At 31.8% G+C, this 26,008-nt stretch carries 30 protein-coding genes; 23 read left to right on the top strand and 7 right to left on the bottom strand.

The features are described from left to right. Positions 1 to 28 precede the first annotated feature (28 nt). Together CGC48_RS02370 and CGC48_RS02365 are read left to right on the top strand one after the other, a co-directional pair. Positions 29 to 538, top strand: a complete 510-nt coding sequence (locus CGC48_RS02370; protein WP_098028325.1) for an NUDIX hydrolase — start codon at positions 29 to 31, stop codon at positions 536 to 538. Between the two features lie 119 nt (positions 539 to 657). Then, entirely contained in the window at positions 658 to 1,554 is an 897-nt protein-coding gene (locus CGC48_RS02365) for a dihydrodipicolinate synthase family protein (protein WP_098028324.1), read from the top strand. Between the two features lie 136 nt (positions 1,555 to 1,690). On the opposite strand, the gene CGC48_RS02360 is transcribed toward CGC48_RS02365, so the two are convergent. Next, positions 1,691 to 2,686: a glycosyltransferase gene (locus CGC48_RS02360; RefSeq protein ID WP_098028323.1), complete on the bottom strand. Its 996-nt coding sequence runs from the start codon at positions 2,684 to 2,686 to the stop codon at positions 1,691 to 1,693. 120 nt (positions 2,687 to 2,806) lie between these two features. Between CGC48_RS02360 and CGC48_RS02355 the strand changes: the two genes are divergently transcribed. Beyond that, complete coding sequence (locus CGC48_RS02355) at positions 2,807 to 3,667, top strand: sigma-70 family RNA polymerase sigma factor (protein WP_018279989.1); 861 nt, start codon at positions 2,807 to 2,809, stop codon at positions 3,665 to 3,667. 109 nt (positions 3,668 to 3,776) lie between these two features. Beyond that, positions 3,777 to 4,424 (top strand): ribulose-phosphate 3-epimerase, encoded by a 648-nt coding sequence (gene rpe, locus CGC48_RS02350; RefSeq protein WP_098028322.1) that lies wholly within the window; start codon positions 3,777 to 3,779, stop codon positions 4,422 to 4,424. Here the strand turns inward: rpe and CGC48_RS02345 are convergent, their stop codons facing one another. The 5 genes from CGC48_RS02345 to CGC48_RS02325 all read right to left on the bottom strand — a co-directional run bounded on the left by CGC48_RS02345 (position 4,425) and on the right by CGC48_RS02325 (position 8,669). Further along, positions 4,425 to 5,771, bottom strand: a complete 1,347-nt coding sequence (locus CGC48_RS02345) for an alpha-L-fucosidase (RefSeq protein ID WP_098028321.1) — start codon at positions 5,769 to 5,771, stop codon at positions 4,425 to 4,427. An 87-nt stretch (positions 5,772 to 5,858) separates the two neighbouring features. Further along, positions 5,859 to 6,164 (bottom strand): immunity protein TriTu family protein, encoded by a 306-nt coding sequence (locus CGC48_RS02340; RefSeq protein WP_098028320.1) that lies wholly within the window; start codon positions 6,162 to 6,164, stop codon positions 5,859 to 5,861. A gap of 53 nt (positions 6,165 to 6,217) precedes the next feature. After that, positions 6,218 to 6,652 carry a hypothetical protein gene (locus CGC48_RS02335; protein ID WP_157909856.1) on the bottom strand — a complete coding sequence of 145 codons (435 nt, stop codon included), beginning with the start codon at positions 6,650 to 6,652 and terminating at the stop codon, positions 6,218 to 6,220. A 95-nt stretch (positions 6,653 to 6,747) separates the two neighbouring features. Next, complete coding sequence (locus CGC48_RS02330) at positions 6,748 to 7,203, bottom strand: hypothetical protein (RefSeq protein WP_098028318.1); 456 nt, start codon at positions 7,201 to 7,203, stop codon at positions 6,748 to 6,750. 74 nt (positions 7,204 to 7,277) lie between these two features. Beyond that, the gene (locus CGC48_RS02325; protein ID WP_098028317.1) at positions 7,278 to 8,669 is read right to left on the bottom strand and encodes an RtcB family protein; all 1,392 of its coding nucleotides are present in this window, start codon (positions 8,667 to 8,669) and stop codon (positions 7,278 to 7,280) included. A 579-nt stretch (positions 8,670 to 9,248) separates the two neighbouring features. Here CGC48_RS02325 and CGC48_RS02315 point away from each other — a divergent pair. The 3 genes from CGC48_RS02315 (at position 9,249) to CGC48_RS02305 (ending at position 10,871) form a co-directional block, all read left to right on the top strand. Then, positions 9,249 to 9,887 (top strand): hypothetical protein, encoded by a 639-nt coding sequence (locus tag CGC48_RS02315; RefSeq protein ID WP_157909855.1) that lies wholly within the window; start codon positions 9,249 to 9,251, stop codon positions 9,885 to 9,887. 8 nt (positions 9,888 to 9,895) lie between these two features. Continuing rightward, positions 9,896 to 10,552 (top strand): hypothetical protein, encoded by a 657-nt coding sequence (locus CGC48_RS02310; RefSeq protein WP_157909854.1) that lies wholly within the window; start codon positions 9,896 to 9,898, stop codon positions 10,550 to 10,552. Positions 10,553 to 10,652: 100 nt separating this feature from the next. Beyond that, positions 10,653 to 10,871, top strand: coding sequence for a PAAR-like protein (locus CGC48_RS02305; RefSeq protein WP_098028313.1), 219 nt, complete (start codon positions 10,653 to 10,655; stop codon positions 10,869 to 10,871). Between the two features lie 151 nt (positions 10,872 to 11,022). On the opposite strand, the gene CGC48_RS02300 is transcribed toward CGC48_RS02305, so the two are convergent. After that, on the bottom strand, positions 11,023 to 12,129 hold the full coding sequence (locus CGC48_RS02300; protein WP_098028312.1) for an ISAs1 family transposase: 1,107 nt from the start codon (positions 12,127 to 12,129) through the stop codon (positions 11,023 to 11,025). Between the two features lie 150 nt (positions 12,130 to 12,279). Between CGC48_RS02300 and CGC48_RS02295 the strand changes: the two genes are divergently transcribed. From CGC48_RS02295 to CGC48_RS02220, 16 genes are all read left to right on the top strand, one after another. Next, positions 12,280 to 14,169, top strand: coding sequence for a phage baseplate assembly protein V (locus tag CGC48_RS02295; protein WP_098028311.1), 1,890 nt, complete (start codon positions 12,280 to 12,282; stop codon positions 14,167 to 14,169). Between the two features lie 13 nt (positions 14,170 to 14,182). Further along, complete coding sequence (locus CGC48_RS02290; RefSeq protein ID WP_098028310.1) at positions 14,183 to 14,587, top strand: PAAR domain-containing protein; 405 nt, start codon at positions 14,183 to 14,185, stop codon at positions 14,585 to 14,587. 12 nt (positions 14,588 to 14,599) lie between these two features. Next, on the top strand, positions 14,600 to 17,221 hold the full coding sequence (locus CGC48_RS02285; RefSeq protein ID WP_098028309.1) for a M23 family metallopeptidase: 2,622 nt from the start codon (positions 14,600 to 14,602) through the stop codon (positions 17,219 to 17,221). Continuing rightward, a complete protein-coding gene (locus CGC48_RS02280; RefSeq protein ID WP_098028308.1) occupies positions 17,218 to 17,781 on the top strand; it encodes a hypothetical protein in 564 nt (187 codons plus the stop codon). Before CGC48_RS02285 ends, CGC48_RS02280 begins: the two co-directional genes overlap by 4 nt. 70 nt (positions 17,782 to 17,851) lie before the next feature. Beyond that, entirely contained in the window at positions 17,852 to 18,664 is an 813-nt protein-coding gene (locus tag CGC48_RS02275; protein ID WP_157909853.1) for a M23 family metallopeptidase, read from the top strand. Then, positions 18,657 to 19,211, top strand: coding sequence for a hypothetical protein (locus tag CGC48_RS02270; protein WP_157909852.1), 555 nt, complete (start codon positions 18,657 to 18,659; stop codon positions 19,209 to 19,211). The genes CGC48_RS02275 and CGC48_RS02270 overlap by 8 nt, the downstream gene beginning before the upstream one ends. A gap of 27 nt (positions 19,212 to 19,238) precedes the next feature. Next, entirely contained in the window at positions 19,239 to 19,679 is a 441-nt protein-coding gene (locus CGC48_RS02265) for a hypothetical protein (RefSeq protein WP_098028305.1), read from the top strand. A gap of 83 nt (positions 19,680 to 19,762) precedes the next feature. Beyond that, complete coding sequence (locus tag CGC48_RS02260; RefSeq protein ID WP_098028304.1) at positions 19,763 to 20,602, top strand: hypothetical protein; 840 nt, start codon at positions 19,763 to 19,765, stop codon at positions 20,600 to 20,602. Positions 20,603 to 20,758: 156 nt separating this feature from the next. Continuing rightward, a complete protein-coding gene (locus CGC48_RS02255; RefSeq protein ID WP_098028303.1) occupies positions 20,759 to 21,388 on the top strand; it encodes a hypothetical protein in 630 nt (209 codons plus the stop codon). Positions 21,389 to 21,443: 55 nt separating this feature from the next. Then, on the top strand, positions 21,444 to 22,112 hold the full coding sequence (locus CGC48_RS02250) for a M23 family metallopeptidase (protein ID WP_098028302.1): 669 nt from the start codon (positions 21,444 to 21,446) through the stop codon (positions 22,110 to 22,112). A 9-nt stretch (positions 22,113 to 22,121) separates the two neighbouring features. Beyond that, entirely contained in the window at positions 22,122 to 22,739 is a 618-nt protein-coding gene (locus CGC48_RS02245) for a hypothetical protein (RefSeq protein WP_098028301.1), read from the top strand. 24 nt (positions 22,740 to 22,763) lie between these two features. After that, positions 22,764 to 23,300 carry a hypothetical protein gene (locus CGC48_RS02240; protein ID WP_098028300.1) on the top strand — a complete coding sequence of 179 codons (537 nt, stop codon included), beginning with the start codon at positions 22,764 to 22,766 and terminating at the stop codon, positions 23,298 to 23,300. Then, on the top strand, positions 23,260 to 23,760 hold the full coding sequence (locus CGC48_RS02235; protein ID WP_157909851.1) for a DUF3828 domain-containing protein: 501 nt from the start codon (positions 23,260 to 23,262) through the stop codon (positions 23,758 to 23,760). Before CGC48_RS02240 ends, CGC48_RS02235 begins: the two co-directional genes overlap by 41 nt. Before the next feature lie 64 nt (positions 23,761 to 23,824). Beyond that, a complete protein-coding gene (locus tag CGC48_RS02230; RefSeq protein WP_098028298.1) occupies positions 23,825 to 24,406 on the top strand; it encodes a hypothetical protein in 582 nt (193 codons plus the stop codon). A gap of 44 nt (positions 24,407 to 24,450) precedes the next feature. Then, complete coding sequence (locus CGC48_RS02225) at positions 24,451 to 25,320, top strand: M23 family metallopeptidase (RefSeq protein WP_098028297.1); 870 nt, start codon at positions 24,451 to 24,453, stop codon at positions 25,318 to 25,320. Next, on the top strand, positions 25,320 to 25,997 hold the full coding sequence (locus CGC48_RS02220) for a hypothetical protein (protein WP_098028296.1): 678 nt from the start codon (positions 25,320 to 25,322) through the stop codon (positions 25,995 to 25,997). The genes CGC48_RS02225 and CGC48_RS02220 overlap by 1 nt, the downstream gene beginning before the upstream one ends. Positions 25,998 to 26,008: the final 11 nt, after the last annotated feature.

The raw sequence follows: 26,008 nt of genomic DNA, 5'->3' as shown, positions 1-26,008 counted from the left end.
ATAAAAATATTATAGAAAAATAGAAAAAATGATTTTTGAACATTGTCCTAATTGTACTTCAACAAATGTTGAATTTCCTAATGATGTACGCTTTTTGTGCCACGATTGTGGGTTTGTTTACTATCATAATATTGCTGCTGCGGTTGTTGTTGTGTTTAGGAATCAGGATAAAATTCTCTTCACAATTCGGAATGTGGAGCCTGATAAAGGAAAGTTGGATTTGCCCGGAGGATTCATTGACCCTAATGAAAATGCAGAACAAGCCGCTTGTCGTGAAGTTAAGGAAGAAATGGGATTAGATATACAACCTTCACAATTAAGCTATGTTACAACTTATCCAAACAACTATTTGTACAAAAATGTTCCTTATCGTACAATGGATATTTTTTTTGAATGTTTCCTTGAAGATACTCAGTTAAAGGTAAATGCAGAAGATGAGATACAAGCTTTAAAATGGATTTCTGTAAATCAAATTAATTTAGATGAGATAGGTTTTGTATCGGTTCGTAATGTAATCACAAATCATTATAAAAAGTGAAAACTCTTTTGTAAATTTCTTTAACATTGAAGTGAAAATTATATTAAAAATACTGAAATATTTTTTGGTACTTTTAAAAAAAGATGTAATTTTGCACTATGTAATACATAATACAGTAAATGAAAAGTTTAATAGCTGCAACCTACGCTCCAATGGATTCAAAAGGGAGTGTATCTACAAAAATAGTTCCTCAATATGCCGATTTCTTAAAAAGAAATGGTGTTAAGGGTATTTTTGCTAATGGCTCTACAGGTGATTTTGCTTCACTTTCAGTAGAGGAAAGAAAGGAGATTATTGAGGCGTGGGCAGAGCAGAAATCTCCAGACTTTTTCATTACCAACCACGTAGGGGACATCAATTTGAATTACGCTGTTGAATTAGCAAAACATTCTGCAGATAAGGTTGATGCAATCTCCACGTTAGCACCTTTTTATTTTAAACCTAATCTTGAAAAATTAATAGAGTATTGCAAAGCTATTGCTGAGGCAGCTCCAAGCATACCTTTTTACTATTACCATATTCCTGACTTGACAGGGGCAAGTTTTGATATGACTCAATTTATGCAAAGAGCTAAGGAAGAGATTCCTACTTTTGCAGGTTTAAAGTTCACGCAAAATAATATGATTCATTTTACCCAATCAAGATTTTATGGTAATCAAGAATTTAATGTTCTTTTTGGTGTTGATGAGGCTTTTTTACCAAGTTTGCCATTAGGTGCAACAGGTTGGGTTGGTAGTACTTACAATCATTTAGCAAAACTTTATCTGACAATTAAAGAAAATTTTGAGAAAGGTAATAACGAATTTGCTGCTGATTTACAACAAAAAGCAATAGAATTTGTTAATATAGTGGCTTCTTATGGCGGATTTAATGGAGGAGGAAAAAGTTTTATGCGTTTGTTAGGAATAGATTGTGGTTGTGCGAGATATCCTCACGTGACACTAACAGCGAGTCAGTTGCAGGAAATTTATTCAAAGTTGGAGAAGTTAGGAATTACAGAATATTTATCAAAATAAGTAAATAACAAAGTTTTTTTCATAATTTTTATTTTTAAGTTTTCTTTTTTATTATTTTAAAAAACGATTGATGTGAATCAATCGTTTTTATTTTTTTGAAAAAGAATATCTAATGTTTTTATGAAAACGTAAATTGTTACCGAAAAAATAAATGTGGAAATAATATTTCAGGCTTTTTAGAAGAAAAATAAAGTTTTACAGAAGCAAATAAAAATCCAAAACCATAGCTAAAGAATTGTACCAAAATAGCCCAAACTGATAAAAACCCAATTTTAATGCTCTTATTTGCTCTGGCACTATCTAACATCAAAAAAATAAAATAAGAACCATAAACAAAAAGTCCTTTTGGATATCCAAAGAAAGTGAATAAAATAGAAAAAATTAGCCCTAAAGAAAAACAAAGAGGTAGCCAATAGGTTATTTTTTTTGTTTCTGGATACCAATGATTTAGAATGGCACGTGTCTGTCCGAATTTACTAACTTGTGTTTTAAATTTTGTCCAAGAAATTCTGCGTTTGTGGTAAACGAAAGCCTCTTCAATAAATGCTGTTTTAAAACCTAATTTCCAAAGTCTTATAACCAAATCAGGGTCTTCTCCAGGATGTATTTTTCCAAATCCCTTTGTAGCTTCAAAAGCTTTTCTGGAAAGTCCCATATTAAAACTACGAGGTTCAAATTTTTGTACACTTTTGTTGCTTCCTCGAATGCCTCCAGTTGTTAACAATGAGGTCATTACATAATTTATAGCCTTTTGAATATCGGTGAAATTATCATCAGCAGTATCCGAGCCACCAAAACAATCAACATAATTTTTTTGGAGAAAATCATCTACCGATTCAAGATAATGTTCTGGTAATAAACAATCTGAGTCCAGAATTATAAAATAATCATTTCTTGCTCGTTGCATTCCATAATTGCGTGACGCTCCAGGTCCTGTATTTTCCTTGAAGATGTAGTTTATATCTAATATGTTCGAATACTTTTTACAAATTTCTTTCGAAGAAATTGAAGAACCATCTTCAATGATAACTACCTCAAAATCATTTTGGTATGTTTGCTTTGATATACTACTTAAAAGCTCATCAATTTCATCAGGGCGATTGTATACAGGAATAATGAATGAATACTTCATTAGTTAAAGTAATGTTAAAGTTTCTTCTTTTTGTAACTTTTCTTCTACACAAAACGTATAATGAAGTGTAATTATTACAAAATACTTTTTAGAAAACACAAAAATAAGGATAATTTTTAAATGAGACAACTAAAAATTACCAAACAGGTAACCAATCGTGAAACGGCTTCTCTTGATAAATACCTTCAGGAGATAGGAAAGGTGGATTTAATTACAGCTGATGAGGAAGTAGAATTAGCACAACGCATTAAGGCTGGGGATAACATCGCTCTGGAAAAACTGACAAAAGCGAATTTGCGTTTTGTGGTGTCGGTGGCAAAACAATATCAAAATCAAGGTCTTACACTTCCTGATTTGATTAATGAGGGGAATCTTGGACTTATAAAAGCAGCTCAACGTTTTGATGAAACACGAGGGTTCAAATTCATTTCGTATGCTGTTTGGTGGATTCGTCAATCTATTTTACAGGCGTTGGCAGAGCAGTCTCGGATTGTTCGTTTGCCGCTTAATAAAATCGGTTCGATTAACAAAATTAATAAAATGTACGCCTATTTGGAACAGGCTCACGAGCGAGTTCCTTCTGCTGAGGAAATTGCTAAGGAATTGGATATGTCGGTAAACGATGTAAAAGAATCAATGAAAAATGCAGGTCGTCATATTTCAATGGACGCTCCTTTAGTGGAAGGTGAGGATTCAAATCTGTATGATGTTTTACGTAGTAGTGAATCGCCAAATCCTGATAAAGAGTTGATTTTAGATTCCTTACGTACTGAAATAGAACGAGCATTGGAAACACTTACACCTCGTGAAGCCGATGTAATTCGTTTGTACTTTGGTTTGGGAGATCAACACGCAATGACACTTGAAGAAATCGGAGAAACTTTTGAACTCACTCGCGAACGTGTGCGTCAAATTAAAGAAAAAGCAATCCGACGATTGAAACATACTTCTCGAAGTAAGATTTTGAAAACGTATTTGTAATCAGTCAATAAATAATATCGTGTAAAAAAATACAAACTTTTAATCTGAATTTAAAAAGGTTAAGAGTTTGTGTTTTTCGTTTATAACTAAAAATAAATATAAAGCGGAAATGATTTTAGCACCTTCAATTTTGGCGGCAGATTTTGGAAATCTGCAACGTGATGTAGAAATGGTTAATGAAAGCCAAGCCGATTGGTTTCATATAGATATTATGGACGGCGTGTTTGTTCCGAATATTTCTTACGGAATGCCTGTACTTGATGCCATCAGTAAACACGCAAAAAAAACTTTAGATGTACATTTGATGATTATCGATCCAGATAGATACATTTCTACTTTTAAAAAATTAGGAAGCGACATACTTACCGTTCATTACGAAGCTTGTACGCACTTACACAGAACCATTCAAGCTATTAAAAGTGAAGGAATGAAGGCAGGTGTAGCACTTAATCCGCATACGCCTGTATCTGTTTTAGAGGATATTATCCAAGATGTTGATTTAGTACTTATTATGAGTGTAAATCCAGGTTTTGGAGGACAGTCATTTATTGAAAATACATATAAAAAAATTGACCAAACGAAAGAACTTATTTTAAAAGCTAAATCCAACGCACTTATTGAAGTTGATGGTGGTGTGAGCGATAAAAATGCCCCAAAACTCATTGAGTCAGGGGCAGATGCTTTAGTTGCTGGAAGTTTTGTTTTCAATTCCGATAATCCGAAGAAAACAATTGAAAATTTAAAAAATATCCGATAATTACATATTTAATTCAACGGCATTTCCGTGACCTCGGTATAAAACAAGTTCCTTTTCAAGTTCTACTTCGAGAATGGTAACATAAGGATTAAGTGATTTTTCTGAGGGAACGGAAATTCTCAAAATACCTGGGATATTATTCCAAGCGGCTCCTCCGTTACGCTCAAAATTGAGATTTTCACCTGAACCTAATACTTTGATAGACTTTATTTTTGTTTGAATACCTTTCAGCTGAATGTAATTTTTTGGAGCATCGAACAAACATAAGTAAAGTTTTTTGTGGTCTTTGCTCAACATCGTAGGGCCGTAGAAATGCCCATAAGGAAGCCCTGCTTCTGTGTTGTAGACAGCTTCTTTGTGTGTTTGAATCCATTGTCCGAGAGCTTCCAATCGTTCTACTTGTTCTTTTGCGATAGTTCCGTCGGGTTTTGGACCTATATTCAGTAATAAACTTCCTCCAGTACTGATAACTTCAACAAAAGTACGAGTGATTTGAGCAATTGGTTTGTAATTTGTATCTGAAGGAAAATATCCCCAATTATCATTCATTGTCATACAGAATTCCCAAGCTCCTTCAGGGCGAACAATTGGAACTCCTTGTTCTGGTGTTTTATAGTCTCCGTATTCATTTAGCCGAGAATTTACGATTACCTTAGGATTCCATTTCAATAAACTTTTTTTAATTTCTGCCGATTTCCATTCTTCGGCTTTGTGTTCCCAATCACCATCGAACCAATAAAGGTCAGGTTTGTATGCACTTAATTCTTCTAGCTGATTGAAGTTGAAAGTTACAAATCGTTCCCACGGAGAGTTATTTTTCTGTCCTTTTTGTGGATAGAATTTTTTAGTATTCTTAATACGCTCAAAAGTAACGGGAGAATAATCAGGATGTGACCAATCGCACAGTGAATAATAAAATCCTAATTTCATTCCTTTGTTACGAACTGCATTCACAAACGGAGCTAATAAATCTTTTTTGGCAGCTGCGTGTTTCACGGTGTTTAAAGAACTATATTTTGTGTCCCACAGCGCTACTCCATCGTGATGTTTTGTTGTCAGAACCACATATTTAGCACCTATTCTGTCAAATAAATCCAACCACTGTTCAGGATTGTAATTTGATGCCGTAAATTGTTCTCCTTGCTTTAGATAATCAGCGTGAGAGATGCGTTTATGATACATCGACCACGACTCTGTGATTCCGTTTACTCCGTAATATCCCCAATGAATGAAAATCCCTAATTTGGCGTCTTTGAACCAGTCCAATCTGTCGTTAGTGGGTTCATTTTGTGAATATAAATTAAAAAATACTAAAGAAAATAGCGAAAGAAATAATTTTTTTACCATATAGTTTACAGAATTTAAAAAATTAATGGCTCAAAGATATGAAAAATATAGGAAGATTTGAGTCGTTATGTGAATTATTGAAAATATTTAAATAAAAAAAAGTAGTAATTCATTGTATTTTCGTTTAAAATCTTCCAAATTGCTAGAGTCAAACCTACAAAATAAAATATTGTTTTCTGTTTCTATCTCAATAAGTTCTGTTACACAACTATCGTCTTCCCACATTGTAAAGCGACCTACATATTTGTCATTGGTTAAGTCAATTACAATTGATTTGGTTCGTGTTTTGTTTTTCTCAAAATGAATGTAGTTGATTTCTTGTTCTAAATTTGAGTGTTTTTCAGTTTTAACAAGCCAATCACGAAATTTGAATATATTTTTTTCTTTTGTCATAGTATTGAAGTTTAGAATATTTTAGAAAGAAATAATGTATTCCCCTTTTTTTCTTATGGATTTTCTGAATTATCGATAAATTTATTGATTTCCAATCTATCTTCGTTTTCGCAATGTGTGTTACATATTGTTTTTAAGGTAATTTGTTTGCCATCAGTAAGTTTTATGTTAATTTGACTATTGTCATTTGTGTCAATTTCACACCAAATCTTCTCAATGATGTTATTTTTAATTCCAAAATCGTTAGTTTTGTCAATATAAGTAAAGCTATCGTCTATTTCTATTTCATTTTCTCCCCAATTTTCCCAAAAACCGATGCCAATATCTAAAAAGAATTGATGCCACGAATGATTTTTTACTTTAAGGTAGACCATTATAACATTTTTGCAATGTGAATCATCATATACAGCTACTAATTGCTCTATTTTCTGTCCTTTAAAATCAGAAAACACGAATTTTTGATTTTGAAAAAGTCTTCCAATCATCATTTTCTACTCAAATCAAACTCTGTCAAAAGATTTTTATTTCCTCTATATGGTTTTCTATTTTACTCACAATGAATTGTTTTTTGTTGAGTTTTTAATCAAATTTTTAAACAAAATGCTGATAAAATGTATTGATTGGGATTTAAATTAGGAATATCTTTTTCATTCTCAAAGGTAAATTCCACTCCACTTTTAAGTTTTAATATAATACTTATAGAAGTAGTTTGCTTTATGAAATCTATATTTTCAGTATTTAAAATCTCCATTACTTTTTTAAGTTTCAAAGTTTTAGGTTTTTCAAATATCCAAGGATTAATTTCTAAATTCTCGCCTGTCGAAAGTGCTTTTCTGCTAAAATTATCTGAAAAAATGAAAATTAACTCTTCATTGTCAAAATGAAATTCTATATCACCATAAGTCCAAATACTTTGCCCGTATTGATTATCCCAAATCGAGTCAGGTTCAGTAAAATTTGCCAAAATCCATTCTTTGGTCTGACCCAATTTTATATTTTCAAATTCTCCTGATTTGCAAAACGCTAATAAGTCTATCATATTCTAAATTTCATACAAATATGAGGGATAGTCTCCCAAGTAATCCTCAAAAGATTATCACTATTTAACCTAAATTATTTATCCATTCGCACAATTCGCGGTTGAAAGCTACCTAAAATGTCTACCAAATCGGTTTGGGCATTCATCACCTCATTGATGTTTTTGTATGCCATTGGAGCTTCTTCAGTATTCCCTCCGATGAGAGTTACTTTCTTGTTTTTCAGTTCTTTTTTGATGTCGCTCTGTGTGAAAAGCGTTTTACAAGCTGCTCTGGAATGTTCCCGACCAGCTCCGTGCGATGCTGAGCAAAGCGAATCAGAATTTCCTCTTCCGCGAACGATAAAACCTTTCTCGGTCATTGATGCGGGAATAATACCGAGTTCTCCCTTACCTGCGGGAGTTGCCCCCTTGCGATGTACAATCACTTCTTTGCCATTGTGAGTTTCTTTCCACGCAAAATTATGATGATTTTCAATCCGTGCTTTCAATCTTCCTCCCAAAGCCTTTATCAATCGCCGATGAATATCCTCGTGACAAGCCGAAGCATAATCCCCTGCGAGGTTCATCGCTGTCCAATACTCCAAACCGAGATGTGTGTCGAGGTCAAGCCACGCAAATTGCTGAGCTTCTTTGGGTAATGGGCATTGTTCCATTGCTTTTCGCACATAATATTGGGCTATTTCCGCCCCAAAACCTCGCGAACCACTATGTGACAATATGCCTAAGTAAGTCCCTTTTGGAAGCCCAATTTGTTCATCTTCCTCCAGAATTTTTACCTCTCCAAACTCCACAAAATGATTGCCTCCGCCCGAAGTTCCCATTTGTTTGATGGCTTTACCTTTTAGCCTTTTAAGAATTGGAATAAGGTCGAAAGTATCTCGGTCGAAAATTTCGTGGTCGATGTGCGATTTGTGAGTTTCATACATTCCAAATTTGGTGTGTTCTACAAGTATTTTCTCATATTTGTCCTTCGCACCATCGAGATACGAAATAGGTATATCTAAGATACTCAAACACATACGGCAACCAATATCAAGCCCCACGCCATACGGAATTACAGCATTTTCAACCGCTAAAACGCCCCCGATAGGCAAGCCATAACCACTGTGAGCATCGGGCATCAACGCTCCACTCACCGAAATAGGCAGTTTTAAAGCTGTGTAAAGTTGGTTTTTGGCTTCCTCTGAAATGTTTTCTCCAAAGATTTTGAAATCAGTTCGCTGTGTATTGAGTTGGCGTTTTTCTGTCTTTTTGGAAGAAAGCAATTCTTCAGCGATTTGCCCAAAGGTCAGATGTTTTTCAAATGCTTTCGGGTTTGCCAGAATTTCTTTTAATAAAGATTTTATATACGCCTGATTTTTATTGTTAAAATTGCGTTTCATCACTTCTAACGCTACATTAACCGATTGATTGTTAGGATATCCTAACTTTAATATATCTTTTCCTTTTAATTTTAAATTTCCCATTGTTTGTTTTTCAAATTATTTTCACTCCACAAGTTTGTTATAAGTGTAGTTTGTATATTGAAAAGTGTATTTCTTGAGGATTTTGCTATACATTAGCAAAGATATACAAAAACCCAAAAACAGAGTATTTTAAGTTGTGTTTTTTAATACACTATATGGATGTTTTTTTTTATTATATGATGGTGCTTTCGTTATCGTGTTGCTCATAGGACTTGAAAACTCTTTAAAGTTTTTGTTTTTGAAATTGAATAATCAATTGGATATAATAATTTAACAATACTGAATTTTTATTGATGATACTACTACTAATTTCAAATTAATTGTCAAAAATGTTAAAATTAAAATGTTTTAATAAAGATAAAAATAATATTTTTAAATTGCGATTGCCATTCACTTGTCATTAACACCTTTACAAGGACACTGGCGCGAAACCCCTATTCAATTGTGGAGAAATAAACGCAGAGAATGGGAAAGATATTCCCAAAAACACTTAAAAGACTCGCTTTATCTTGATTTTATGAATTGGGTAGAGAAAACAAACTTATTGGATTTGGATAAACTTAATTTAGATTAATGGTTATGAAAAAGTTTTATATTTTTATAGGTGTTCTTTTATTGGTTGTTGGGATATATGATTTATGGTATAAAGGTTATGCTCAAGAACAGCGTTTTTTTAAAATAGTAGAAAAATCTCAAAATATAGAGGAAACTCAAGAAATAAAAAAAAGTATACAGACAAAGATATTTAAGGATAGCCATTTAAAATATGTAATGAGGAAATTGTACGAATATTGTGATACAGAGGTAATTAAATTTGATTTTTATACTGTTATTTTTAATGCTAGTAGAAAATCTTGTATAGCGATATATAAAGTTGATCTTCTGGATTTGGAGTGCAAAGCATATAATTCAGAATACATAGGCATTGAGTTTTATATGGCTAAATTACTTAAAAGGGATAATATTTGGCAAATAGAAAAAATAGAGAGTGATGGATATATTTATGATGCGTTTGTTACACTTGGAGAAATTCCAAAACAAGTTATATTCTCGGATAATGAGGAAATGCAGAATTTTACGATTCTTTCAAAAGAAGAAAAACGTAATTATATAAAAAGAATTCCTGTCGAGAAATTTTATAATATACTTTGGGAAATTTCCAAACAAGAATTGGGATATAACTTTGTTGATGAACGTTATTGGTTTGATGAAAAATGAGAATAGTTATGAAAAAGATACTTATGGTTGGTATTATATTAGCTTCTGCTTGGAGCATTGAATATTGTTATAACCATCATTATCATAAAGAAACAGAGGAACGACTTGCCAAAATAATGTATGAGTCTACCTCTTCAGAAGTCTATGGAGCGATTTTCGGAACAATAACCTCACAAGAATTTAAAGAGTTATGTTTCAAACGTAATTTTCCTTTCTATATGATATATGAGGATTGTTCTCAAGAAAAAATACGTGTTTATCCTAATGCTTTATTATGTAATCCTACGAAAGACAAATGCTTTGTATTTTACACCGTTGATGATTTGGACTATACTTGTAGGTATTATGATCGACATAATATATTTGTGTTTTTGGCAAATTTAGTAAAGAAGGACAATAAATGGAAAGTTAATAAGTTTTTTCCGATTGATGGTTTTTCAAAAGATACAATTATAGAGAAGGATAGAGGAATCATTAGTTCTGAGTATGATGAAGTTTTTAAAAACTTAACTTCAAATCAAAAAAAGAGAGAATATATGCAAAAATATGGCATAGAATTTTTTGCAAAATATTTAGCAGATTCCAAAACATCTAGCGATATTGGATATGATATAGACAAAATAGATAAATTCGTAAGACAAAAATACTGGTTTGACAAAAAATGAGATGATTATGAAAGAAGTTTTAACCGAGAATAGTATACTTAGATGCTCTAAATCGTTAGTAACCAGTGTTCTGAAGGTAATGAGTTAGTCTTTTAGTAAGGTGGAGGGATTGTTAGTAGCTACAGAAGCTGATAACAAAAAGATGGAGAATATTTTGCCTTTTGGAAATTGTTTGCAATGCAATCCGTCTGTACCTTGTGTTCCTGAACCTATAAAATGGGATACTTTATCAGATGTTTTTATTGTGGGGAGTAATAAGTGTTTAACTGTTAAATCAACTATACGATGTGCTAAGGGTGGAGAAATTTCGATTTTATAGATGACACAGGTTTACATAAATGAGAATAATTAAAATTGTACGCTATTAGACACATTTTTTATCAGTTTTGAATTGATTTCAGGTAGTAAATGAAACTTTTAATGTGATTTAGTAGATTGTCTATGTTTTATTTTTTTGATAAAAAATTAGGTCAAACGCATGAAAAATTTTGGATAATATCTTTTAAGTAATCTGTATTGTAGGCGGCTTTGAGTCTTCGTTTCTTTAAGCTTAATTTATCTTTTTGATTCTTAATCATTTGTAAAGCTAATTTCCGTAAAGCAGATAGGTTTTCAGCCAAAAATCCTGCTCTGGCTCGGCACGAATCCTCCCGAAATGTTACATCCAAATGCCAAAGCAATTCATTCTCAATCCCCCAATGCCCACGAACTAATTCATTGAAATAATCCGCCGATAAGCCCTCTTCACTGCTGATATAACATCTCGTTTCTTTCTGAATATCAGCACCTAAATGCCTTTCAGATTCAATTTGAATCAAGGTTTTCAACCCCACCCAAACCGATAAATTTTCGTCAAGCAACACATCTTTCGCCTGTAAAATACGGCATTTACGAGTTTCAAATCGAGACGAAGAATATTCCCATTCTTCTGAAAAACAATCACTTGACCTAGCTTTAAATCCGCAGACCACATCCTCAAATAATTCTGATTGATTCGATTTTAAGGACAGTAAATAATGCCCTTTTTTCGCCATAATTAAAGATGCTATTTCTTTCTGACAGCCCATCGCATCAATGCTAACTACCGAATTTTCAATATCTAAACTATTGATGATTTCAGGAATAGCCGTTATTTCATTGGATTTATCTGCTACTTTTTTCTGTCCGATACAAAGTTCGTTTTCGCTCACCCAAGCATTTACAATGTAAAGCCCTATATTTCCACGACTTCTAGGATTTACACCTTTAATTTTCTTTCCATCAATACAAATTTGTTTTTCGCCAAGTGTGTCCAAAATAGCTTTACCACAATCCATTAAGCATTTATTTAAAACACTAGTATCCAGTGAACTAAAAACTCGATTAAAGGTATCGTGCGAGGGTACTCCGTTGGGAAGCTTACAATATTCAGGCACAAAATCAGGGTGATTTTCAGCAAATAATACCATATCTTCGTAGTCTTCGCCGTTGCTCAAATAGGTGAAAAGCCCAATGAGAAGTATGTCAGAAAGAAGATGATTGCATTTGTTCACCATACGAAAATCCTCAATGTCAGAAAAATAACTCACTAAATCCATAAAAACAAAAATATTAAATTTCGTGCGTTTGACCTATAAAAAATTACCTTCAAAACTATTTTATTTATTTTTTTTGTATCTTTCGTGCGTTTTTAAATGATATTAATTTTTTTTAAAAACTCCTAAAAAATTATATTTAAATTTATTTCTATGAGCACCCCAGTTAACACATTTTCGTCCGATTTTTCTTTTTTGAAAGATGTAAAATCGAATGTCTATATCAAGGGCGAACCTTTGGTTTTTAACTCCCTTGTTTTGAGACAGAGTTTAAATTCTTGCCATTTTTTTGAAGTTACAGAGGACTTTTTGGGTAGAGAGGATTTGGTTAGTAAAAAATCGCCTAATTCTCTATCAGAATTTGTAGGAGAACGAATTCATATTGTTTTTCAGCACGAAAGTAAAAAGTATGAATTTGTAGGGTTTATTACAGAAGTTGAAATGGATTCTTGGGAAAGACCTCAGAGTATTTCTTATTCGAATTGCATACGTTATAAAGGTAAGGGAGCGATTTGTATACTTGATGACGTGCCTTCTATGTTTTCATTTACGGATTATACTCTTGCGGACATTATACGAGAACTTACTTCTGATTATCAGAGTCATTTTTCAACACATTGCAATCCTAATTTTAAAGAGACTCTCGCCTTTGCAATGCAATATAAGGAGAGTGTCTTTGCCTTTTTGAATCGTTTGTCATCTCTTTATAATGAACTATTTTTCTATGATGGTAAGGAGTTACATTTTGGTACACCTACTACTAATGAACAAGAAGAATTGACTTTTGATGAGGATTTGATCAGTTTGAAGACAGCTGTACAAACGCTTCCTTCTATGCAATCGTATTATGATTATTTTTCTGCGAATGATACATATATGCATTCACAATCAGTAATAGAGCCTGAGCGTCGTAATATGGTACTGACCCCGTTAATTTCCAGAAAAGAGGCGTTGTATAAGGCTAAGGGAATATTAGCTTCTCCGTCGTCAAATCGTTCGGAAGGAGGCTTAGATGAAGTGTTACAAGGTCAGTATAATGCTACTTTAGGTAAGATGCACGTGATAGAAGGCAAGACGAAAACTTCGCGTGTAAAAATAGGCGGACTTATTTGTGTTCATTTTTCATCACATTATGATTTGGGCAATGAGATAGGCGTATATCGGGTGGTGTCTGTTGAACATCGAGTTGATAAGTCAGGAAGTTATGAGAATCATTTTGTAGCGGTTCCCCAAGGTTTGGAGTATTCGTTGTTCAGTCCACAAACGATAGCTTATCCTGAGATAGCGGAAGTGGTAAGCAATGAAGACCCTGAGGGACAAGGTCGTGTACAAGTACAGTTCTACTGGCAGAAACATAATAGTTTGAGGACGAATTGGCTTCGTGTGCAAAGTTTGGATGCTGGAGTACTCAGTGATGGATCGACCAATAGGGGAGTGGCTTTTATTCCTGAAGTAGGAGACCAAGTGATGGTGAGTTTTGAACAGGGTGATCCACATCGTCCTTATGTGAGTGGCAATATGTTTCATAAGGGGAATGCTGTTGAGATGTCAAATGACATAAGGAGTATAACGACCAAAAGCGGGCATACTATCGTTTTTGATGATACGAAAGATGCCGAAAAAATCACTATCAAGGATAGAGATGGAAGTGTAATTACTTTTGATACGAAGCAAAAATCTTTGTTAGTACAATCAGTAGAAACGATGGAATTTTCAGCAAAAAACATAAAATTAAATGCTGAAGAAAATGTGGAGATAATCACTCAGCAAGACGTTTTAATTAACTCAAAATCAAAATTTGTAGTAAATACTGAATCAGATATAGAGTTGGTTAGCAAAACAAATATGGGCTTACAATCAGAGGAAAATATGACTTTGAAGAGTAATGATGCTTTGAGCATTGAAGCTCAAAATAAAGCTACTTTGAAAGCAGATACTACTTTTGTTGAAGGAAAAACACAAGCTGAATTTAATGGAGCTCAAACCAAAGTTACAGGCAAAAGTTTAGTTGAAATAACTGCGAATATTGTGAAAATTAACTAATTGATAATAAAAAATGCCAGGACAAGCAGCTACAATAGGAAGTATGCACACTTGCCCAATGACAACAGGTACAGTACCTCACGTAGGAGGACCTGTGAGTACAGGGGCAAGTAGTGTGTTGATAGGTGGAAAACCAGCAACCACAATGGGAGAAATTTGCACTTGTGCAGCAGGAGGCCCTGATGTAATTGTACAGGGAGTTTCTACAGTGCTAATAGAGGGTAAACCCGCTGCTACAGTGGGGGATATGACAGCTCACGGGGGCGTTATAGTAAGTGGAGAAGCTACGGTTTTGATAGGGACAGGAGGAAGTTCTCCTACAAGAGTAGATGCCATTGAAGCACTAGCTTTTACGGAAATAAATTCTGAAGAAAAAGAGGAAATAAATGACTTGCCCTTTTTTGATTTAAACATTTAAAAGTGATTTTTTATGAAGGTTAGTTACCCAGCAAAAAAGACTACAAGTTTACAAAATGGGTTTTATCCAATAGGGTATTACCATTGTTGGCATGGGGGGATACATATTGAAGGAATAGAGAATAAAACACCCATAAAAGCCATCGCGGAAGGAAAAATCATAGCTTTTCGGTACAATCAAGAGCTTAAAAGAGTGAAAACTAAGGGAGAAAAAGAGTTTTCTTTCTCAAACAATTTTGTACTCATACGCCACGATTATGAAAGTAGTGAGGATACTAAAATGACTTTTTATAGTTTGTACCAACATTTGAGTTTTGGTTCGCAGCAACAGAAAGAGGAAAACAAACCAAAAGAACAAAAACAAGAGAATACTTACACAGTAAAAGTGAAGACACCTCAACAGGAAAGTGGTGTACTTTCGTTGGATAGTAGTACGTTCATACCTTTATATTCTAAAGTGAAAATACAAACTGAAGATGAAAAACAAGGTGTCTATAAAGTTGTTTTTGAAGGTAAAACCATTGTAATCCCGCGAGAAAAGAAAGATAAAAAAACTTTAAACAACGAGGGGCAAGTTGTCTTTTGGGGCGATAAATTAAAAGATAAAGGACTTCTTTTGTATTCAGAGGCGAGAAAGAACGCACCTACAAAAGGAGTTGTCAAAGATGGAGAAAAGATAACAATCTTAAACAAATTTGAAGTTCAAGGGAAGGACAAAAAACATACTTGGTATAAAATCAAATATCAAGAAAAAGAAGGATTTGTCTTAGAGGAACATCTGGCAACGAAGCCTTCTGAAAATAAAGAGAATCAGAAAAAAGATGCTAAGAAAACCACTACAAAGCCTAAGTCATTGCCTAAATTTTTGGAAAATCAAATCCCTAAAGATGAAGTGGTAACTTGTAATATTGACGTAAAAGGGGGGGAGTTTATCGGCTGGGTAGGCAGACAAGGATTGTTCAACAACCCTAATTATGTAGCTACCCATATAGAAGTATTTACGCCCGATAATGGTGAAGATTTTATTTCTAATAAGAAAGATGATGGCAAAAATGAGAAGTTTTACGCCCAATTACCAGCAAAAACCATCTTGAAAAATTACATTAAGCGAATTTTATTTATTCCTCAAAGTACCAAAGTAAAGATTTTAGCAGTACAAGGAGATTGTGTTCAGTTAGAGACTTTGGAAAATTTGGTAAAAATAACCGATGAACAACAGAAATATCAACAAAGATGGTATGTAGATTTTGTTTTACGTGTAATAGGCGAGGAAAAATTTCGAGTAGATACGCATTTTAGTAAGGAGAAGAAGATTTATTGGGTAGATAAGGACAATTTTAAGGGTGTTAGTATCAAAAAAGGAGATGAAATACAGCTTCCTAGTACTATATCAGAGGTTTTTTTTGAACTTCCTACCAACAATATAAAGAAACAGGAAGTTATTGATAAAAAAGTAACAGTAGATTTACGAAAAAAGACAAAAAAGTTTGATAACCATAAATGGTATTATGTGGTTTGTCATTACCACGACAAGACAGGTAACCGTATAGAGCGTAAAGGCTGGATAAAGGATAGTGATAAATTGGAAAAATTCAGTGCGTATCATTGGGATAAGTTTGGGTTTAAGACGTACGATGCTGAAAATCATAGGATGTATCCAATAAAAAGTGTGAATAATTACGAAGGTACATCTGAGTTTATCAAGAAAATAATTGCTCTTATAGACAAGAATAAAGACGGCAAAATCCAAAACGAAGAGTTACAGGCTTCTTATAATAAACCCGAATTGGGTCATATTTTTTCTCGGATGGTATGCAAACACAAAAGCGAATGGTCGTACAAATGGGCAAAAATAAAATCAGATTATGAGAAGTTTATTAAATACCACTATCCCAAAGCTAAGCAAGAGTATGTAGATGAACGTCTTGATGAAATACAAGCTAAATATGATGCATTGTATGATTTTTGGGATAAGTTGAATTTTAAAACAGACACGTTTTGGTACTTTGAGCCATTCGCTTGGGTGGAGCAAATGAAGAGGGTGTTCAGTGTTTGTCCAGATGACTGTTCTCAATGTGTTGATTATCAAGATGTGGTAACGACTCCTCGTCTTAATAATCAAAGTAATAATGTAAATAAAAATAGATTTCGCCGAGTCAAAAGATATAATGCAACATATCCTTATCCCAAAGGATATTACCATACGGGAACAGATATTTTAGCTCCTTCTGGTGAGGAAGTGTATGCAATGCTTTGTGGAGAGGTTTATAGTGTTGTGAATGTTTTTAAGCCCAATGAATACAAAGCCAATAGTTTAGGAAACTATTTGGTTATCAAATCAAAGGACAGAGAAGGAAGAGTTGTCTATTTGCAATATTCTCACTTAGATGAAGTATTGGTAAAGAAAGGACAAAAAATAAAACACGGAGAAATTATAGGAAAAGCAGGAAGCACAGGTAATGCAGCTTCTGTTTATAACGAAAAAGGAGTGCTTATACACGGGATTTACCCTGAATACAGACATATACATATAGAGGCTTTTTTAGAGTCTTTTTCTAAGAAAAATAGAATAGACCCCGAGCAATTTATGAAAACCAAATTTGATGAAACAACAAAAGGAAATGTAATAAAATGAGAACAAAATATTTTTTAATAAGCTGTATATTTTTCATATCATTTTCTTGTAATGCACAAGAAAAACAAAATAATAACGTAATAAAATATTTTGATAAAGACGAAAAGTTATATCTTGACACTTCGGATAAGACTGTATTGTCATCTTATCTAATACCCAACGTAGGGCATTTTACGATTTATTATATGCCAATACTAAAATCAGATATTGATTATTTGAAAAATTTTGAAAAAAATAATGGGCTAAAGCCTTTGTATAATGAACTGTATGATTATTATTATTTTTCAGATGGAGATAATGAAAAAATTGACAAGATATTGAGACAAAAGATAAAAAATAATAGAAATTGGGGAATAATAGGAATGTTTGTTCCTGTAAAATACATAGAAATAGATAGTGATGAAGAATTTAGTATTCCTTTTCCTTTTGTGAGAAAATATTATCAGAAGAAAAACGGAAAATGGGAATTGCTGTTTGAGAAAGAGATAAATAATTCAGAAGATGATACTTCATCTTTGAGTAAAAGATACATAATAACTCTTTTGGTCGAAAAAAGATAAACACCAAAGCATTTTTAAAATATCATTATCCTGATACCAAACCTCCCAAATACAGGAACGTCTCAATGAAGTGAAAGCTAAGCACGATTTACTATATGATTTTTTTGGGGGTATTAAAAGAAAAAGGCATTTTAAAACCGAGACGTTTTGGCATTTTGAGCCTTTTGCGTGGGTGGAGCAAATGAAGAGGGTGTTCAGTGTTTCAAAATGGCACGATCCAGTGGATAATCCGATGTGCACTATTTTTACTCAAAGTCAAGTTTCAGGGCAATTCAACGAAAATGGAAAACATTGGGGACTTTTTGGAAAAACAAGAGGAAGCTCGGAACATCATGGATTAGATTTGTTCGCCGTACCAGGTACGGCTGTTTATGCTTGTGTTGAATGTGAAGTACAAAAAATTGTTACCGACGGAAATGTTCCGAATGGATATGGAAAGCAAATATTTTTAAAGGTTCTTGATAAAATAGCTTTTATAGAACACTATATGAAATATAATAAATTATATCCCAATATGGAATATGAAAAATTGGGTGATTTTTCAACTGATAAGGATATAATTCTCCAATATGCTCATTTGAGAAGGATATTTGTTAAAAAAGGTTGGATAATCAGAAAGTTAGATATTCCAATTGGGGAAGCAGGAGTGTCAGGAGTTGTAAAAAACAAGACTCCTGATGGTACTTGTGCTCCTCATTTGCATTTTGAAATAAGAAATCCTAAAAAAGAGAGGATAAATCCTGGTTTTTTTGTAAAATTTAAGGATTTTAACACAATGAGTGAGGAAGAAAAAAAAATGCAACAGGATACGGCTAAGGCTGGAAAAATATACGAATTTGAAGGTTTAACAGATATTTATAAAGAAAAAAAAGATTATGAGTAAGTATTTTTATAATTTAGTTAGAAGATTTATAATATGCACATTGCTTATTTTTATCGGTGATAACTACGCTCAATCAGGAGAATACTTAGATTATTCTGAAGTAAAAACAGAAATTAAACAGATTTCTCAAAAAGATGAAACATACGTATATAACATTTCTTTTGTCAGTGAAAGTATAAAACTTACCATTTTCTTTGATGAAGATAGCTCAATTATTGAAATAAATAAACAAAAAATATTCGATTCGTTCAATTTCTATTATAATGCTTCATTAGAAACATCCTTAAAAAAAATAAGGGTGTTAAAATCAAATAAAAATCAAGATTTTATATTGCTTTTACCTTCGATAAGTGATGAGTTTCCAACATTTGAATTAATAAAATTTGAAAAAAGGACTAATACGTTGTATAACTCTGTTTTTTCAATAGAAACTTATCAAAACATTTGTAATAATTTAAAATTTAAGATTCGAGACAAAGGGACTAATTTTATTATTGAAATAGAGAAGTTTAAAATAAGAGGAACTTATAATAAAATTAAAAGTTAAAAAATTATTTGCTTCTAGAGCACGTAGATGGTAATCTGTATTACGCCCGATAATGGCGAAGATTTTATTTCTAATAAGGAAGATGATGGCAAAAATGAGAAATTTTACGCCCAATTACCAGCAAAAACCATCTTGAAAAATTACATTAAGCGAATTTTGTTTATTCCCCAAAGTACCAAAGTAAAGATTTTAGCAGTACAAGGAGATTGTGTTCAGTTAGAGACTTTGGAAAATTTGGTAAAAATAACCGATGAACAACAGAAATATCAACAAAGATGGTATGTAGATTTTGTTTTACGTGTAATAGGCGAGGAAAAATTTCGAGTAGATACGCATTTTAGTAAGGAGAAGAAGATTTATTGGGTAGATAAGGACAATTTTAAGGGTGTTAGTATCAAAAAAGGAGATGAAATACAGCTTCCTAATACTATATCAGAGGTTTTTTTGAACTTCCTACCAACAATATAAAGAAACAGGAAGTTGTTGATAAAAAAGTAACAGTAGATTTACGAAAAAAGACAAAAAAGTTTGACAACCATAAATGGTATTATGTGGTTTGTCATTACCACGACAAGACAGGCAACCGTATAGAGCGTAAAGGCTGGATAAAGGATAGTGATAAATTGGAAAAATTCAGTGCGTATCATTGGGATAAGTTTGGGTTTAAGATGTACGATGCTGAAAATCATAGGATGTATCCAATAAAAAGTGTGAATAATTACGAAGGTACTTCGGAGTTTATCAAGAAAATAATTGCTCTTATAGACAAGAATAAAGACGGCAAAATCCAAAACGAAGAGTTACAAGCTTCGTACAACAAACCCGAATTAAGTCATATTTTTTCTAAGATGGTATGCAAACACAAAAGCGAATGGTCGTACAAATGGGCAAAAATAAAATCAGATTATGAGAAGTTTATTAAATATCACTATCCCAAAGCTAAGCAAGAGTATGTAGATGAACGTCTTGATGAAATACAAGCTAAATATGATGCATTGTATGATTTTTGGGATAAGTTGAATTTTAAAACAGACACGTTTTGGTACTTTGAGCCTTTTGCGTGGGTTGAGCAAATGAAGAGGGTGTTTTCTTCAATAAAATCAGATATTGATTTGAGAGATAAGATTGAATGGCAGACTCAATTTGATAGTCAATGGGGGGATTCAAATGCTCAAAGTGTCGCTTGTTGGAAAACTTGCCAACAAATTTTAACAAAATCGGGATTAGGAGCCAAATCAGGATACCTTGCAGATGCTATAGTATTGGCAAGAGAAATAAATAATAATACAGAGTTGGAGTATGTAACTGAGAATTTAGAAAAGAGTAAAGAATATCTTGATGCAGAATTAGAAAAGGGAAATCCTATTTTGATTGGTGTAATCATACTCTAAACTACAAAAAAGGAGGGAAGTTAATTAACGAAGGCACAACAGACCATTTTATTGTTGTTATAGGGAGAGGAAATGAAAATAATCAAATATTTTATAGATTTTACGAAGTTGCCACTTCTAATAAAAATTTAGGAGCGAGTGATGACAATAAATTATATGTCTACAGCAATAGGATTGAAGGAAAACCAGCATATTCCAAAAAAAGAACTTATATTGTATCACAAATCAGAAAAAATAGATAATATGAAAAAAATATTTTTATACATTTTTATGCTTAGAGTATTATTTGCTTGTCAAAATAATAAAGTATCCATAACTAATAACGAGAACATATCTTCTATTACCCAAGAAAACAAGAAAATGGATAGTATAGGCTGTAAAAAAGCCATTATGGGTGAAATAAAATTATCTGAAATAGAAAAAGTTACTCTTAATACAAAACTATTAGAGATTGTAAAACAAGATAAGAAATACAAGTATAGTTGTGCAGATACAGCAAATTATGAATATGTTTTGTTAACAAAAGATTCTTTATCTATAACAGAAATAGAGCCTTTGACTTTTTCAATAAAAATGGAAAAAGTTAGTGAAAAAGAGTTACTTATAATAAAAGAGTCACACGTTCCTAATAAATTTAGGGTTAGTATTGTAGATAATCAAAATGGAATTACATTTTGGGAATGTATTAATCAAGATGGAGAAATTTTGGAAGAACCCTTCTCTTTTTACGCTATTCCCGTTGAAAATTTAAATAAAGCTTGCCTAGAAACACAAGTTTGTGATTGATAAAAATTTTATTTTTTCAAAAAGATACTTTGGGTAGAGTAAATTAGGAGGGTGTTTGGAAAAAAAATCAGAACTTATATTTCCATTTAAGAAAATTCCTTTAAATCATCCCAAAGGATTTAAAAACAATAGTTATAAAGTTTATGATTATACTCTTAATGAATCCAAATCTCCTACTTTTGGAGTCGTTAGAGAAGGAGGTAGGTTACACGCAGCAAGGGATTTGTACTATGACATAGGAGAGCCTATTTATGCGATTGCAGATGGAATTGTAAAAGATGTATATTTTTATTATTATAATACTTATGCTATTGTAATAGAACACGATTATGAATATAAAGGAGGACATAGATTAATAGTTTTATATGGCGAGGTTAGCAAAGAAGGTATAAAAGTAAAAGTTGGCGACAAAGTAGTTCAAGGACAACAAATCGCGGAAGTAGGACTTCTGTATAATAAGAAAAACGAAGGCAAAAAAGATAAAAGCCCTTATGTGTTACAACCTAAACCTGACAAAAGAGGAATGCTACACATAGAAATGTACACAGGAGAAGCAATAGGAAAATTATCTGATAGTAAGGTAAAATATACAGATATGTTATATGCAAAATCAGGAAAATACAAAGAAGGAATGTCTTTTCAACGTAGAAAAGATTTATTTGACCCATTGCGATTGTTGGAAGAAATGTTAGAAAATAGTATTAATCAAAGTTTAATCAAATAAATTAAAAAGATGAGAAAAGTAATCTTAGTATTAGTATTTATATTTTTTTTTATCTCTTGTAAAAATAAAAAACTAAATGAAGTTTCTGTTTTTATTGTAGAAACAGAAAAAGACACTACGAATATAGGAGAAAATAAAAAAAACGACATATTAACAGATACAATAAGTAAATTTTTTGTAGAAGATTTTTGTAATTTATTTAATAAAGATTTGATTGGAGTAGAGTTTTTAGGAGAAAATGAAGAAGATAAATACAATTATGAAAAATATGGGATTGATTTAGCAAGTGCTTGTTATTCGTATAATCTTTTGAAAATGACTGTTAATAAGGAAAAAATTTTTACATATAATTATTTTCAACCTACAATAAATCAATATTACAATATTTTAAGATGCGAAGTTATTGACGATAAACTTGTTGTATATACTTATTCGAAAGAGTTGCCAAAAATAATTATTAGTAAGGTATTAGATAAAGATGGGATTATCTTGTTTTCTCTTGACTTTGAAGAAAAAATAGAAGGAGAACATTACATAAATGATATTATTTTTAATAATTTTCTAATATTTGAAAAAGATTTAGAAAAATTTGGAGGCATTCCTGATTGTGGAGATTTTGAAGGATAAAAATCATAGGTTAGTTGTGAAAGTTTGTATGATTTTTGGGATAAATTAGAGTTTAAAACAGATGCATTTTGGTATTTTGAGTCTTTTGCGTGGGTGGAGCAAATGAAGAGGGTGTTTAGGGAAATTAAGCGAAAGGGATTTGATGTAGAGAAAGCTGTAAAACACTTAAATCAAAACGCAAATTCGAAATCGTTAGGAAAATGTGCAAGATATGTGAGATTAGCCATAGAAGCGAGAGGTATGAGTACTGTTGGGCGACCAAACTCTGCTTGTAATTATGATAAATTTCTTCTTAAAAAAGAATTTGGAGAAGTACATATATTGAGCTTAGATAAATATAAACCACAGAAAGGAGATATTGCAGTTTTTGAAGCCTTTCAAGGAAAAAATAAATATCACGAACACGGCACATTCAAATGTATAATGGAGAAAGTTGGGTTTCTGATTTTGTTCAATCAGGATTTTGGGCAGGCTCTGATTACAGAACATATAAGCCTAATTTTAAAATATTTAGATGGTAATGAAAATAAAATATATAATTCTACTTTTATTTTTTGTTAATTGTAATAACAAAAATAATAAATCTAACGAAAGAGCTAATTTTTCACAAGAAATAGTCACTGATATAGCTAGAAAAGAAGAACCTTTTTCAGACACATTGAGTAAGAAAAATGAAGCTGAAAAAATGCTTTTATCTTTTTATACAGAATATATTTACGCTATTGATACTACCAGTTTAAATTTTTTAGAAGTAGAGAAAAAAATTAAACAAAAGTATTTAACGAAAAAGTTAATTTCAAAATTGAAAAATGATATTGAATTTGGAGAATTAGATTGGGATCCTCTTATAAAAGCACAAGATGCTTCTTCTGATTTGTTAAGATCATTAAAAATCAAAAAGGTAGATGATACACATTATACTATTCTCTTTTTAGATGAATTTATCAATGAATTCATTACTATAAATTTAACCATTATAAAAGAAAATCAATCTTATAAGATAGATGATGTGGAATATTAAAATTCCCTAAAGGCATAGTTAATATAATTTAAACGTGAAAAAAATAATTTTAGCATTTGTAATTGTGTTTTTTATATTTTCTTGTAAGGATAAAAAACAAAATGAGGTTTCTGTTTCTACAATAGAGGCGAAAATAGACACAATCAATGAGGAGGAACTCAAAAAAACTGAAATTACAGTTGATACTATAAGGAAATTTTGTACAGAAGATTTTTATGAAATATTCAATACAAATTTAATTGGAGTAGAGGCATCACAAGAGACTGATGAAGAAACACCAGATTATAAAAGATATGCTGTAGATTATGCTGACGTTTGTTATTCAAGCGAACTAATGGCTATTAAGATTGAAAAAGAAGTTATAACAATTTTTAATTATCAATATCCTGAAAAATTAAAGAAAATACAAATTATGGATTGCGAAGTTATAAATGATTCTTTAAAAATACGAACAGATTCAAAAGAAATATCTGAAATCATTATCTCAAAAATTAAAAATGTTCCTGTTTTTTCATTAACTCATGAAGGAGAATATGTAATTGAGATTTCTAAAACAGAAAGGGTAAGAGTAAGTAATTTTTTGATAAAAGAAGAGAACTTAGAATATTTTGGAGGTATTCGTGATTGTGGAGATTTTGAAGGTTAAAAACTAAGAATAACAAACCCGAATTGAGTCATATTTTTTCTAAGATGGTATGCAAACACAAAGCTGAATGGTCATACAAATGGGCAAAAATAAAATCAGATTATGAGAAGTTTATTAAATACCACTATCCCAAAGCCAAGCAAGAGTATGTAGATGAACGCCTTGATGAAATACAAGCTAAATATGATGCATTGTATGATTTTTGGGATAAGTTGAATTTCAAAACAGATACGTTTTGGTACTTTGAGCCTTTTGCTTGGGTAGAGCAAATGAAGAGGGTGTTTAGTGTTTCAAAATGGCGAAATCCAATAGACAATGCTATGCTGTGTTTATATACTCAAAACGGGAACTATAAACCTTGGCACGGTTCTTTTGGAGATAAAATTAGAGTGGGGAACAAAACGCCAATTCATACAGGTATAGATTTGTTGGCTGTACCAGGAACTCCCGTTTATGCTTGCTTAAAAAGTAAAGTAGATAGAATCTATACTTCAAAATCCTTAGCTGGACATTGTGTTGTATTGGAAGTTTTAGACAAAGAAATTTTTAAATTAATGAAAAGAGATTATACTCCAAAATATGCGAATAAAGGAGAAATGTTACAACAGAATTTTGATGAAGATAAGAAAGTGTATTTAGTGTTCTGGCATTTAAGTAAAAATGATTTTTTTAAAGCAGGAGATATTGTAGAACCTAACGATATTATTGGATTAACAGGAGTTAGTGGCGAGAATGGAAAGGATTTTGAAACGTGTAACCCGCATTTACATTTTGAAATAACAAATGGAGGTTCAACAAGAGGATTAAATGGAAAAACTAACCCTTGTGTTTATTTTGCATTTAAAACAGAAGACGATTTAACAAAAGAGGAGATAGAATATCAAAAAAAATTAAAAGATAAAAATAATTGGTAATGAAGAAGATAATTAAGTTTCTAATATTTAGTGTTATAAGTATTTATTTTTTTGGATGTAAAAACAATCAAAAAGCAAATCAAAATTTTGATAATCAGATCAAAAAAGATTCTGTTGAAATTATTCAAAGTGAAAAAATCAATAACGATTCATCAGAGCAGCAAACCTCCACATCTTCGCAACAAGTAGAAGAAATTCTTTCTATAAAGGATACAATAGATTGTGTTTTTAAAGAAGAAAAGTTACTTTCACATAGAGAAAATACAGATTTATTTGTTTTTGATAATTTTTCTGTTAATCTAAAAGTTACAGATGAGAAGGATTTCAATATTATTGTCAATGATATTGAATATCAAACACATATTATTTTGGATATGGGAGAAATTATGGTTAGTAGTTATAAATGTGTAGGAGATATGATAGTTTTCGTTCACTTGGAAGATTATTATGCGACTACTTTTTTTGCCTATTATTTTTCTGATAAAAATTTGTTTTATATTGGAGATTTTACTATACATGAAGCAAAAGATGTGGAAGAAAAAGGTAATCAAAAGATGACTTTTAATATCGAAAGGAAAGAAAAAACTATAGAAATAAATTCCTTTTTAGGAGGTAAGTTTTATGAAAAAATAGTTTTTACAGAATACCAAAAAATAGCTAAAAACAAGTCTCTTTAATTGTGAACTTC

Source organism: Capnocytophaga cynodegmi (genome assembly GCF_002302475.1).
Classification (GTDB): Bacteria; Bacteroidota; Bacteroidia; order Flavobacteriales; family Flavobacteriaceae; genus Capnocytophaga; species Capnocytophaga cynodegmi.
The sequence above is the reverse complement of the archived record's forward strand: the minus strand, read 5'-3'. Positions and strand labels throughout refer to the sequence as shown.

Coding starts and splice junctions, on each gene's coding strand:
- CGC48_RS02265 (WP_098028305.1), top strand. CDS start 19,239: ATGGTAATCTGTATTACGCCCGATAATGGCGAAGATTTTATTTCTAAT.
- CGC48_RS02330 (WP_098028318.1), bottom strand. CDS start 7,203: ATGATAGACTTATTAGCGTTTTGCAAATCAGGAGAATTTGAAAATATA.
- CGC48_RS02280 (WP_098028308.1), top strand. CDS start 17,218: ATGAGAACAAAATATTTTTTAATAAGCTGTATATTTTTCATATCATTT.
- CGC48_RS02365 (WP_098028324.1), top strand. CDS start 658: ATGAAAAGTTTAATAGCTGCAACCTACGCTCCAATGGATTCAAAAGGG.
- rpe (WP_098028322.1), top strand. CDS start 3,777: ATGATTTTAGCACCTTCAATTTTGGCGGCAGATTTTGGAAATCTGCAA.
- CGC48_RS02300 (WP_098028312.1), bottom strand. CDS start 12,129: ATGGATTTAGTGAGTTATTTTTCTGACATTGAGGATTTTCGTATGGTG.
- CGC48_RS02325 (WP_098028317.1), bottom strand. CDS start 8,669: ATGGGAAATTTAAAATTAAAAGGAAAAGATATATTAAAGTTAGGATAT.
- CGC48_RS02340 (WP_098028320.1), bottom strand. CDS start 6,164: ATGACAAAAGAAAAAAATATATTCAAATTTCGTGATTGGCTTGTTAAA.
- CGC48_RS02335 (WP_157909856.1), bottom strand. CDS start 6,652: ATGATGATTGGAAGACTTTTTCAAAATCAAAAATTCGTGTTTTCTGAT.
- CGC48_RS02295 (WP_098028311.1), top strand. CDS start 12,280: ATGAGCACCCCAGTTAACACATTTTCGTCCGATTTTTCTTTTTTGAAA.
- CGC48_RS02315 (WP_157909855.1), top strand. CDS start 9,249: ATGAAAAAGTTTTATATTTTTATAGGTGTTCTTTTATTGGTTGTTGGG.
- CGC48_RS02235 (WP_157909851.1), top strand. CDS start 23,260: ATGAAAATAAAATATATAATTCTACTTTTATTTTTTGTTAATTGTAAT.
- CGC48_RS02360 (WP_098028323.1), bottom strand. CDS start 2,686: ATGAAGTATTCATTCATTATTCCTGTATACAATCGCCCTGATGAAATT.
- CGC48_RS02285 (WP_098028309.1), top strand. CDS start 14,600: ATGAAGGTTAGTTACCCAGCAAAAAAGACTACAAGTTTACAAAATGGG.
- CGC48_RS02245 (WP_098028301.1), top strand. CDS start 22,122: ATGAGAAAAGTAATCTTAGTATTAGTATTTATATTTTTTTTTATCTCT.
- CGC48_RS02225 (WP_098028297.1), top strand. CDS start 24,451: ATGGTATGCAAACACAAAGCTGAATGGTCATACAAATGGGCAAAAATA.
- CGC48_RS02255 (WP_098028303.1), top strand. CDS start 20,759: ATGTCTACAGCAATAGGATTGAAGGAAAACCAGCATATTCCAAAAAAA.
- CGC48_RS02290 (WP_098028310.1), top strand. CDS start 14,183: ATGCCAGGACAAGCAGCTACAATAGGAAGTATGCACACTTGCCCAATG.
- CGC48_RS02355 (WP_018279989.1), top strand. CDS start 2,807: ATGAGACAACTAAAAATTACCAAACAGGTAACCAATCGTGAAACGGCT.
- CGC48_RS02220 (WP_098028296.1), top strand. CDS start 25,320: ATGAAGAAGATAATTAAGTTTCTAATATTTAGTGTTATAAGTATTTAT.
- CGC48_RS02270 (WP_157909852.1), top strand. CDS start 18,657: ATGAGTAAGTATTTTTATAATTTAGTTAGAAGATTTATAATATGCACA.
- CGC48_RS02370 (WP_098028325.1), top strand. CDS start 29: ATGATTTTTGAACATTGTCCTAATTGTACTTCAACAAATGTTGAATTT.
- CGC48_RS02310 (WP_157909854.1), top strand. CDS start 9,896: ATGAAAAAGATACTTATGGTTGGTATTATATTAGCTTCTGCTTGGAGC.
- CGC48_RS02345 (WP_098028321.1), bottom strand. CDS start 5,771: ATGGTAAAAAAATTATTTCTTTCGCTATTTTCTTTAGTATTTTTTAAT.